At 76.0% G+C, this 7,876-nt stretch carries 8 protein-coding genes, 1 pseudogene and 1 riboswitch; of the genes and pseudogenes, 1 reads left to right on the top strand and 8 read right to left on the bottom strand.

The genetic code is table 11. The features are described 5' to 3' along the window. Nucleotides 1-471, top strand: a pseudogene (locus ACSNN9_RS26880) (hypothetical protein); the annotation flags it as partial. 241 nt (nucleotides 472-712) lie between these two features. Here the strand turns inward: ACSNN9_RS26880 and thiC are convergent. From thiC to ACSNN9_RS26840, 8 genes are all read right to left on the bottom strand, one after another. Next, nucleotides 713-2,305, bottom strand: a complete 1,593-nt coding sequence (gene thiC / locus ACSNN9_RS26875) for a phosphomethylpyrimidine synthase ThiC (protein ID WP_436676046.1) — start codon at nucleotides 2,303-2,305, stop codon at nucleotides 713-715. A 17-nt stretch (nucleotides 2,306-2,322) separates the two neighbouring features. Continuing rightward, nucleotides 2,323-3,111: a bifunctional hydroxymethylpyrimidine kinase/phosphomethylpyrimidine kinase gene (thiD, locus tag ACSNN9_RS26870; protein ID WP_436676044.1), complete on the bottom strand. Its 789-nt coding sequence runs from the start codon at nucleotides 3,109-3,111 to the stop codon at nucleotides 2,323-2,325. Next, complete coding sequence (locus ACSNN9_RS26865; RefSeq protein WP_436676048.1) at nucleotides 3,108-3,680, bottom strand: thiamine phosphate synthase; 573 nt, start codon at nucleotides 3,678-3,680, stop codon at nucleotides 3,108-3,110. The genes thiD and ACSNN9_RS26865 overlap by 4 nt, the downstream gene beginning before the upstream one ends. Before the next feature lie 92 nt (nucleotides 3,681-3,772). Beyond that, nucleotides 3,773-4,543, bottom strand: coding sequence for a thiazole synthase (locus ACSNN9_RS26860; protein ID WP_436676042.1), 771 nt, complete (start codon nucleotides 4,541-4,543; stop codon nucleotides 3,773-3,775). Between the two features lie 4 nt (nucleotides 4,544-4,547). Continuing rightward, nucleotides 4,548-4,748: a sulfur carrier protein ThiS gene (gene thiS / locus ACSNN9_RS26855; protein WP_358091938.1), complete on the bottom strand. Its 201-nt coding sequence runs from the start codon at nucleotides 4,746-4,748 to the stop codon at nucleotides 4,548-4,550. Continuing rightward, a complete protein-coding gene (thiO, locus tag ACSNN9_RS26850) occupies nucleotides 4,739-5,872 on the bottom strand; it encodes a glycine oxidase ThiO (RefSeq protein ID WP_436676040.1) in 1,134 nt (377 codons plus the stop codon). The genes thiS and thiO overlap by 10 nt, the downstream gene beginning before the upstream one ends. Beyond that, nucleotides 5,866-6,492, bottom strand: a complete 627-nt coding sequence (gene thiE, locus ACSNN9_RS26845) for a thiamine phosphate synthase (RefSeq protein ID WP_436676039.1) — start codon at nucleotides 6,490-6,492, stop codon at nucleotides 5,866-5,868. Before thiE ends, thiO begins: the two co-directional genes overlap by 7 nt. Next, nucleotides 6,487-6,595: riboswitch (TPP riboswitch) on the bottom strand. (Overlaps the previous gene by 6 nt.) Nucleotides 6,596-6,812: 217 nt before the next feature. Further along, nucleotides 6,813-7,775, bottom strand: a complete 963-nt coding sequence (locus tag ACSNN9_RS26840) for an aldo/keto reductase (RefSeq protein ID WP_436676038.1) — start codon at nucleotides 7,773-7,775, stop codon at nucleotides 6,813-6,815. Nucleotides 7,776-7,876: the final 101 nt, after the last annotated feature.

Raw genomic sequence — 7,876 nt, 5'->3', positions numbered from 1 at the left:
CCCCAGGCCGGCGCCGCCGCCGAGGCGGCGCAGCCGGCCACGGATCCCGCGCCCGGGTCCGCGCCCCGGCCCCGCCACCGGGCCCCGATGCCCGACCTGGCCCGGGCCGCGAACTGGGAGGCCCTCGCCACCGCGCGCCGGGGCGGCCCCGCCCCGGCGTCCGTCGACGCCGCGCCGGCGAACGGCGCCCCCGCCGCCGGGGCGGAGGCGTCGTCGCCCGGAGCCGCGTCGCCCGCCGAGGCCGAGCAGCCCGCCGGGCGGGGTCGGGGCCGGCTGGGCCTGTTCCGCCGTAACCGGTCCCGCGCCGAGGACGCCGCCCCGGCCGACCGGGAGACCGAGCCGCTGCCGGCGCAGGAAGAGGAGTACGTGGACTGGGTCACCGGGCTGAGCAAGCCGGTCCCGGACAACGAGCCCGAGCAGGAGAGCGGCCGGCGGTCGTTGCGCTCCACCGGCCGCCACCACCGCGACTGACCCACCCGGGACGACGACCCGCTTCGGGCCGGCGACCGAAGCGGGGGCGGACGCCCGACGACGGCCACACCGGCGCGTACCTCGCGACCGCCGGCCCCGGGCGGCGTCAGCCCGGACGGGCGGCCCGCCGGCCCCGGGGCGTCAGCCCGGACGGGCGCCGTGACGGGACGCCGGTTCGAGCTGACGCGCCCCGGGGCATCGGTTCGGACGCCCGCCCATCCGGCGGGCGGCCGCGGCGGGCTCAGGCGAGCGGCAGGTAGACCCGGCCGCCCGAGGTGAGGAACTCCTCCGACTTGTCCCGCATGCCGCGCGCCGCGTACTCCTTCAGCTCCTGGGTGATCTTCATGGAGCAGAACTTCGGGCCGCACATCGAGCAGAAGTGCGCGGTCTTCGCCGGCTCCGCCGGCAGGGTCGCGTCGTGGTACGAGCGCGCGGTCTCCGGGTCCAGCGACAGGTTGAACTGGTCCTCCCAGCGGAACTCGAACCGCGCCTTGGACAGCGCGTCGTCCCAGGCCTGCGCGCCGGGGTGACCCTTGGCCAGGTCGGCCGCGTGCGCCGCGATCTTGTACGCGATCACGCCGGCCTTCACGTCGTCGCGGTCCGGCAGCCCCAGGTGCTCCTTCGGGGTCACGTAGCAGAGCATGGCGGTGCCGAACATGCCGATCATCGCCGCGCCGATCGCCGACGTGATGTGGTCGTACGCGGGGGCGATGTCCGTGGTCAGCGGGCCGAGGGTGTAGAACGGCGCCTCGTGGCACCACTCCTGCTGGAGGTCCACGTTCTCCTTGATCTTGTGCATCGGCACGTGGCCGGGCCCCTCGATCATCACCTGGACGTCGTGCTCCCAGGCCACCTTGGTCAGCTCGCCCAGGGTGCGCAGCTCGGCGAACTGCGCCTCGTCGTTGGCGTCCGCGATCGAGCCGGGGCGCAGCCCGTCGCCGAGCGAGAACGTCACGTCGTAGCGGGCCAGGATCTCGCACAGCTCGCGGAAGTTGGTGTAGAGGAAGTTCTCCTCGTGGTGCGCCAGGCACCAGGCCGCCATGATCGAGCCGCCCCGCGACACGATCCCGGTCACCCGGTCCACCGCCAGCGGCACGTACGGCAGCAGCACCCCGGCGTGCACCGTCATGTAGTCGACGCCCTGCTCGGCCTGCTCGATCACGGTCTCCCGGAACACCTCCCAGCTCAGCTTCACCGGGTCGCCGCCGACCTTCTCCAGCGCCTGGTAGATCGGCACGGTGCCGATCGGCACCGGCGAGTTCCGCACGATCGCCTCGCGCGTCTCGTGGATCCGCCTGCCGGTCGACAGGTCCATCACCGTGTCCGCGCCCCACCGGGTGGCCCAGGTCAGCTTCTCCACCTCCTCGGCGACCGACGAGGTGACCGCCGAGGTGCCGATGTTGGCGTTCACCTTCACCAGGAACGCCTTGCCGATGATCGCCGGCTCGCACTCGGGGTGGTTGACGTTGAGCGGCAGCACGGCCCGCCCGGCGGCGATCTCGTCCCGGACGAACTCCGGCGCCATGCCCTCCCGGATCGCCACGAACTCCATCTCCGGGGTCACCACGCCGGCCCGCGCGTACGCGAGCTGGGTGGGGCGGCGACCGTCGGCACCGGCGAGCGGGGTGCCCGCGCCCCGCACCGGGGCGACGTCGCCGCGCTCGGCGATCCACGCTCCGCGCAGCGGCGGTAGCCCGACCTCCGGGTCGGAGCCGGGTCCCGAGGTGTCGTAGAGCCGCAGCGGCGGGTTGTCACCGGTCAGCTCCACCTCGGCGAACGGCACCCGGACGTCCGGCCGGGACCCCTCCGCGTACACCTTGCGACGTGCCTGCATGACAGCCTCCCTGGTGATCAAGCGGACCAGCCGAAGTGGTCCAGCGGGCCGCGTCCCGCGCCCAGCTCCCAGTCCCGCGCGCCGGTCAGCGCGCGGAGGACGTACTCCTTGGCGGCGGCGACCGCCGTCGGCACCGGGTCGCCGAGCGCCAGCCGGACGGCGATCGCCGCCGAGAACGAGCAGCCGGTGCCGTGGTTGTGCCGGGTGTCGACCCGGGACGCGCGCAGCAGCGTGGTGACGCCGCCGCCGTGCAGCACGTCGACCGCCTCGCCGTCGGCGTCCACGTCGCCGCCGGTCACCACGACGTGCGCCGGGCCGCCCGCCGCGAGCGCCTCGGCGGCGGCGACCATCTCCTCGACCGTGGTCACCGGACGTCCGGTGATGGCCGCGGCCTCCGCGCAGTTCGGCGTCGCCACCTGCGCGTACGGCAGCAGCCGCTCGACGGCGGCGACCACGCCCAGCCGGTGCCCGCTGGTGGCGACGAGCACCGGGTCGACGACGAGGTGCGGCAGCCGGCCGTCCTTGGCGGCGTCGGCCACCGCGTCGGCGACCGCCGGCGTGCCGAGCATGCCCGTCTTGACGGCGCGGACGGTGAAGTCGGCGAGCACGCTGTCGAGCTGCTCGGTGACCGTGCGCGGCGGCAGCGGCAGGACGGCGTCGACGCCCCTCGTGTTCTGCGCGGTGACCGCGGTGAGCACGCTGGTGCCGTACGCGCCGAGGGCCGCGAAGACCTTCAGGTCTGCCTGGATGCCGGCGCCCGCGCCGGAGTCCGACCCGGCGATGGTGAGCACGGTCGTCGGGGTCACTGCTCCCCTCCGGCGGCTGCGGTGAGGGTGGCGGCTGCCTCCTCGGGGTCGTCGGCGCGCATGACGGCACCCAGCACCGCCACCCCCACGGCGCCCGCCTCGACGCAGGCGTGCACCTGGTCCGGGGTTTCCACTCCGCCGAGAGCCAGGACCGGCACGGGGCTGACCGAGATCAGCGCGCTGAGCCCGTCGGGGCGCAGCGGCGGGCCGTAGCCGGGTTTGGTGCTGGTCGGGTAGACGGGCGAGAGGGTGGCGTAGTCCTCCGTGGTGAGCCTGGCCAGCTCCGCCCGGTCGTGGCAGGAGCGGCCCACCAGGCCGAGCCTCGGCGGCGGGTACGGGCCGGCGGCGGGCAGGTGGACAGCGTCGCCGCCGAGCGGGTCGGGGCCGGCGACGACCAGGGTGCCGCCCGCCCCGGCGAGGACCGCGCGCAGCTCGGCGGCGAGGGCGGCGCGCTCGGCCCGGGGCAGATCCTTCTCCCGCAGCACCACCCATCGCACTCCCCCGGCCACCGCCCCGGCAACGACCTCGGCCAACGGCCGTCGAGCCTGCCGCCGATCGGTCAGCAGCAGGACGCCGGCCGGCCCGCCCGAGCCCGTGGCAGGAAACGGCCAGTGGAGGGACCCTCTCGTACCAAGATCCGCAGTAACGAGACCGGGGCCGCTCACAGGTCGGGCCGCCCCTCGTCCGGGGTGGAGGCGAGCGCGTGGAAGCGCCGCGCGATCCGGCCCGCCCGGTACGCGAGCCGGCCCGCCTCGACCGCGTACCGCATCGCCGTCGCCATCGCCACCGGGTCGGCGGCGCGGGTGACCGCGCTGGCGAGCAGCACCGCGTCGCAGCCCAGCTCCATGGCCAGCGCGGCGTCCGACGCCGTGCCGATGCCGGCGTCCAGGATCACCGGCACGTCGACGCCCTGCCGGATCAGCCGGATGTGGTGCGGGTTGGACACGCCCAGGCCGGAGCCGATCGGTGCGCCCGCCGGCATCACCGCGGCGCAGCCGACGTCGGCCAGCCGGCGTGCCAGGATCGGGTCGTCCGACGTGTACGGCAGCACGACGAACCCGTCCGCGACGAGCTCCTCGGCGGCGCGCAGCAGCTCCACCCCGTCGGGCAGCAGTGTGCGCTCGTCGCCGATCACCTCCAGTTTCACCCAGTCGGTGCCGAACGCCTCCCGGGCCAGGTGCGCCACCTTGACCGCCTCGCCCGCCGTGTAGCAGCCGGCGGTGTTCGGCAGCAGCCTCACGCCGCAGCGGTCCAGCAGGTCCAGCAGCCCGCCGGCGGTGCCGGGGGCGGTGTCGACCCGGCGCAGGGCCAGCGTGACCACTTCGGTGCCGGAGGCCCGGATCGCGTCCTCCAGCACGCGCAGGTTGGCCGCGCCGCCGGTGCCGAGGATCAGCCGGGACGTGAGGCGCACGCCCCCCAGGTCGAAGCTCACCGCGTCACCCGCCCTGGGCGGCGCTGAGCACCTCGACGCGGTCGCCGTCGCGCAGCGGGGTCGCCGGCCAGCCCGTACGCGGCACCACCTCCCCGTTGACCGCGACGGCGAGGCCGCGCTGCTGGTCGGTGACCGCGCGGACCAGGTCCGCCACGGTCGAGCCGCCGGGCAGGCTGCGCCCGGCGCCGTTCACCGTCAGTTCCACGTGTGCTCCTTCTCGGATGCGGGCGGGCGGGCGGTGGGCCCGGCGGTCGCGGCCGGCGTGAAGCGGGCCGGGGTGAAGGGGGCGAGCATCGGGTCCGCCACGCCCGTGTCGACCAGGTCGGCGATCAGGTCCGCGGTGACCGGGGTGAGCACGATGCCGTGCCGGTGGTGTCCGGTCGCGGCGAGCACGCCGGGCCGGCTGGGCAGCGGGCCGAGGATGGGGGCGTTGTCGGGGGTGCCGGGGCGCAGGCCGGCGAGGGTCTCGACCAGGTCGTACTCGGCCAGCTCGGGCAGCAGGTCGACGGCGGCGCGGAGCAGGCGCAGCACCGCCCCGGCGGACACGTCGGTGTCGGAGCGCTCCTCGACGGTCGCGCCCACCACCACCTCCCCGTCCGCGCGGGGGACGAGGTAGACGTGCTCGCCGTCGGCGTACCCCCGGATGACGTGCCGGAAGCCCGGCGCGCCGCCGCCGGGCGCGCGGAGCCGGACCACCTGCCCCTTCACCGGCCGCACCGGCAGCCCTGTCAGGGCCGCCGCACCGCAGCCGGCCGCGACCACCGTGACCCCGGCGTCCACGTCGGACAGGGCGTGCACGGCGACGGGGACCAGCGTGGCGCCGGCCCGCTCGGCGGCCGTGCGCAGCGCGGGCACGAGCCGGCGCGGGTCGACCTGGTGGTCGGTGGCGGCGAGCGCGCCGCCGCGCACCCGGGGCGCCAGCGCCGGCTCGCGGTCCCGCAGCGCCGAGGGGCGCAGCGGCGTCACCGGCAGCCCGATCCCCTGCTGGTACGCCCACAGCCGGCCCGCCTCGGCCAGGTCGTCGGCGGTGAGCCCGACCATCAGCGTGCCCTCGGTCCGGTAGCCGACGTCGACACCGCTGGCGGCGGTCAGTTCGGCGGCGAACGCCGGCCAGCGGGCGGCGGAGGCGGTCAGCAGCCCGGTCAGCTCGTGCTCGCCGAAGTACGCCTCGGCGACCGGGGCGAGCATCCCGGCGGCGACGTGGGACGCGCCGCGGCCCGGGGCGGGGTCGTGCACGACGACCCGGAGCCCGCGTGCCGCGCAGCGCCAGGCGATCGCCAGCCCGACCGGTCCCGCCCCCACCACGGCGACGTCCGGTCGGGTCAGCACCCCAGGGCTCCCAGCAGCTCCGCCGTCGCCCGGGCCGGGTCGGCCGCCCCGGAGAGCGCCCCCACCACCGCCACCCCGTACGCCCCCGCGGCCACCAGTGCGGGAACCCTGGCGGCGGTCACCCCGCCGATCGCGACGACCGGCACGTCCACGGCGTCGGCGACGGCGCGTACGCCCGCCGGGCCGATCGGCGCCGGCAGCCCCGCCTTGGTGCTGGTGGCGTGGCAGGGGCCCACGCCCAGGTAGCTGGCCCCGGCGGCGACCGCCTCGGCGGCCGTCCCCGGGTCGCGGGCGGTGGCGCCGAGCACGGCGGTCGCGCCGAGCACCCGGCGGGCCGCCCCGACCGGCAGGTCGTCCGCGCCGACGTGCCCACCGGCGGCGCCCACCGCCAGCGCCACGTGCAGCCGGTCGTTCACGAGGCAGGTGGCGTCGTACCGGCCGCAGAGCGCGACCACCCGGCGGGCAAGGTCGTACGCCTCCCGGTCGGTGGCGTCGTCGGTCACCCGGACCTGCACGACCAGTTCCGCGCGGGCCACCGGAAGGGCGGCCCGCAGCACGGCGAGCGGATCCCGCCCGGGTCGGGTGTCGGTGATGAGATGCAGTCGCCCGAGGGACGGCACGGCAACACTCCTCCCTGCGCCGGCATTACCCGGATCAGGTTCGACGGTCGGGGGCTCACAGCCCCCCTCTCAGCCCGGTGTACCGGGCTCCCGTGGGTCACTTGCGGGTGTCACCGTACGACGGATCGCCGGATCCGCCAAGGTCGGGATGCGGATTTCACACCGACCGCCCGAACCCGACGGTCGGGGCGGCGCGTGGCCGTTCCGTCACGCCATGCTGTCCGGATGCCCTCCGCCGCCCGGGTACCGCCCCGGCTCGCCTTCCCGTGGAAGCCGAGGCCCGGCCCCGAGCGGGACACAGCCCGCCGGGCGCACCCTCGTCAGAGGACGGCGCGCAGGGCGTCCAGGTCCTCGTCGGTGGGCTGCCAGGTGCCCGCCTCCGCGTTGGCGCGTACCTGCTCGGGCGTGGTGGCGCCGGCGATCACCGAGGTCACCGCCGGCTGGGCGGCCAGCCCGCCGATCGCCACCTGGAGCATCGACAGGCCCCGCTCGGCGGCGTACGCCTCGATCGCCTCGATGGTGTCCCAGTCGGCGGCGGCGAGTCGCTGGGCGTACCGGCCGCCACCGGCGAGGCGGCTGCCGGCCGGCGGGGCCTCGTTGCGCTTGTACTTGCCGGTGAGCAGCCCGTTGGCCAGCGGGAAGAACGGCAGCAGCCCGAGGCCGAAGCGCTCGCACGCCGGCACCACCTCGGCCTCGACGCCGCGCTCCAGCAGGCTGTAGTGGTTCTGCGCGCTGATGAAGCGGGAGCGGCCGTTCGACGAGGCCACCCAGTCCGCGTCGGCGATCTGCCAGCCGGCGAAGTTGGAGTTTCCCAGGTAGCGGACCTTGCCGGCGCGGACGAGGTCGTCGAGCGCGGCGAGCGTCTCGTCGATCGGGGTGCCCGGGTCGGGCTCGTGCATCTGATACAGGTCGATGTGGTCGGTGCCGAGCCGGCGCAGCGACGCCTCCACCGCCCGGGCGATGTAGCGACGCGCGCCCCGGGCGCCGAAGTCGGGGCCGTTCATGCCGTTCATGTCCATGCCGAACTTGGTGGCCACCACGACGTCGTCGCGTCGGCCCTTGAGCGCCTGGCCCAGCAGCTCCTCGGAGCCGCCCTGCGGCTCCCCGTAGATGTCGGCGGTGTCGAAGAAGTTGATTCCGGCGTCGAGCGCGGCGTCGACCACCGCCCGGGTGCCGTCGAGGTCGAGCTTGCGGCCGAAGTTGTTGCAGCCGATGCCGACCACGGACACCACGAGCCCGGAGTCGCCCAACCGGCGGTAGGTCATCTCAGTCACGAGATCCACCCTATGCCGCCCGGCCCGGCACGCGCGGTGTACCTCGAAGCCGGCAGGCACCCGCCCCCGACACCGCACCGCCCCGACCGTCGGGTTCGGGCGGTCGGTGT

Source organism: Micromonospora sp. URMC 107 (assembly GCF_051386315.1).
Lineage (GTDB): Bacteria > Actinomycetota > Actinomycetes > Mycobacteriales > Micromonosporaceae > Micromonospora.
This window is presented reverse-complemented; position numbering and strand designations above follow the sequence as displayed.

Excerpts from the sequence above, each read along its gene's own strand:
- thiC (WP_436676046.1), bottom strand. The coding sequence starts at position 2,305 with ATGCAGGCACGTCGCAAGGTGTACGCGGAGGGGTCCCGGCCGGACGTC.